This window comes from Pseudomonas putida (genome assembly GCF_028682475.1).
In the GTDB taxonomy this organism is placed as follows: domain Bacteria; phylum Pseudomonadota; class Gammaproteobacteria; order Pseudomonadales; family Pseudomonadaceae; genus Aquipseudomonas; species Aquipseudomonas putida_AG.
On record NZ_JANHLE010000069.1, the window covers coordinates 1 to 1,820 of the forward strand.

The window sequence follows — 1,820 nt, forward strand, 5'->3', positions numbered from 1 at the left end:
GGCGCGTCTGCGGCTGTTGCGCGAGTTCTCCCGCCATGGCCTGACCTTACGAACAGCCTCGGTAGCAGAAATGAGGGCGTTCAATGATGCTCGCGAGCAGTCGATGAATCTGCGCAGCCATCTCAAGGAATTCTACCGGCTGCGCAATCGTGAGTTGTGGCGTCAGACCGCAGGCCTTGCCATGCCTGACAGCGAAGCGGCCTACAACCAGCGTATCAAGCTGCTGAAAAACGCCCTGCTGCCCCTGGAAGAACGGCTTGCGGGCGCCTTGACCGTCGGCGGCAGCGGCCCGGCACAAATCGGTACGGTGATCGATGGCCTGGATCCAAAATTGCGTGCGGAGATGGCCAGGACCGCGCGGGACTTCCGGGTCACCGGAACCTTTAACAAGCCACTGCTGGCCGCGGCGAAGTCGAAGGGGGATGGGATTGCGTTCGCGTTATTTGTGATTCAGGGGGTTAAGTTTATTGAGATGTTTACGACTGTCCTGAAAAAAGAAAATCGAACGCTAAAGCACGCCGTCGCTATTGGAGAATCTTTCATAGGCATGTCGGCGGCAGGCTTTGCTATGGTGCAAGGGATATCAGTCACTATATTTCAAGCTCATATTGAACAAATGGAAAGCGCAGCCGGAAAGCTGAATAGTATGAGTAAGCTGGGGCACTGGAGCGGCATTTCCGGACTTGGAGCATTCGCATTTGGCGGTCTAGCCGCATCAATCGACTTAGGAAAACATTCCCTGCAATGGGGAGAATCAATGGCTAAAGGCAATTACAAGGGATTGAGTGCCACCACCCTACAGATTGCTGGTGACGGAGTACTGGTCGGAACCAATACCTGGGCAGCCAAGCACACTGGCACCATTATCAAGGGATTGATCAGAACGCCAAGTGAGTTGCGGGCCTTGGCCTGGGCCGAGGCCAGCCCTCGTCTATTGGCCATCGCCGCCCGCGCCAATCTGATAGGCCTGGTAGCTACCGCCCTGCAACTGGTCGGTGAGGGGTTGTTTAACTATTTCAATCTGGACGATTTGCAAAAGTGGATGCAAACCAGTGTATGGGGAAATAACACCACTCAGCGCAGTATGCAGGAGGAGTGGAGCGAACTGGCGAAAGTGGTGCAGAAGCCAATTTGCGAGTTGATTCGTAATGATAAAGAAACGTATTTGAGGCTGATATTGCCAGGCGTCAGCACTCAAGAAATGGACCGTCGCAACTTGCAACTGCAGGCCTATGAACACGGGCGCGACAATAACATCAACCAACCGTACAACCCCAGGCCGTCCGTGCGCTGGCGGGAGTGCAGTGCCGCATGGGCCACAAGCTTCATCGTCGTCAGCGAAGGTCAGGAAGCACTGACACTACATTTACCGATCTATGATTTCATGCATACCACGGATTTCGCGCTAGCTTTCAACATCGCTTATCAATTGGAAGCTGAACGCGATGTGCTTCATAAAACCTGTTTTGTTCTACGTGATCTGCACGTCACCCGCGCCTATGGCACGAGCATCAAACACAAAGGCACCTTCAGGCTTGAGTCTGTTGAGGCATTACCAGTCGGGTTGGGCAAAGCACCGTTCAGCCTCTTTAAAAAAGAAGATTTGGCGTCTACCGATGTTTAGAGGCTTGTTCAACCGTAAAAACAAAACCGTCGCCACCGAGCCAGAGACGGACATACGCAGTCAGCGGCCTAGCGCCGGTGAGATCAGGGCCAAAGGGCTGAACGAAACCCTGTTTCTATCACCTCTGCCGGTGTACACCGGCCAGATGCAAGCTTCTCGTCGTAATTTCTCGGAGATGAACGAGACTTACCTGGAA

1 protein-coding gene and 1 pseudogene are annotated in these 1,820 nt (G+C 53.7%); both read left to right on the forward strand.

Annotation, left to right across the window (positions count from 1 at the left end):
• On the forward strand, nucleotides 1–1,624 hold a 1,624-nt coding region (locus NPS47_RS25115), incomplete at its 5' end, for a hypothetical protein (protein WP_274297413.1).
• Between the two features lie 4 nt (nucleotides 1,625–1,628).
• Nucleotides 1,629–1,820, forward strand: a pseudogene (locus tag NPS47_RS25120) (DUF6708 domain-containing protein); the annotation flags it as partial.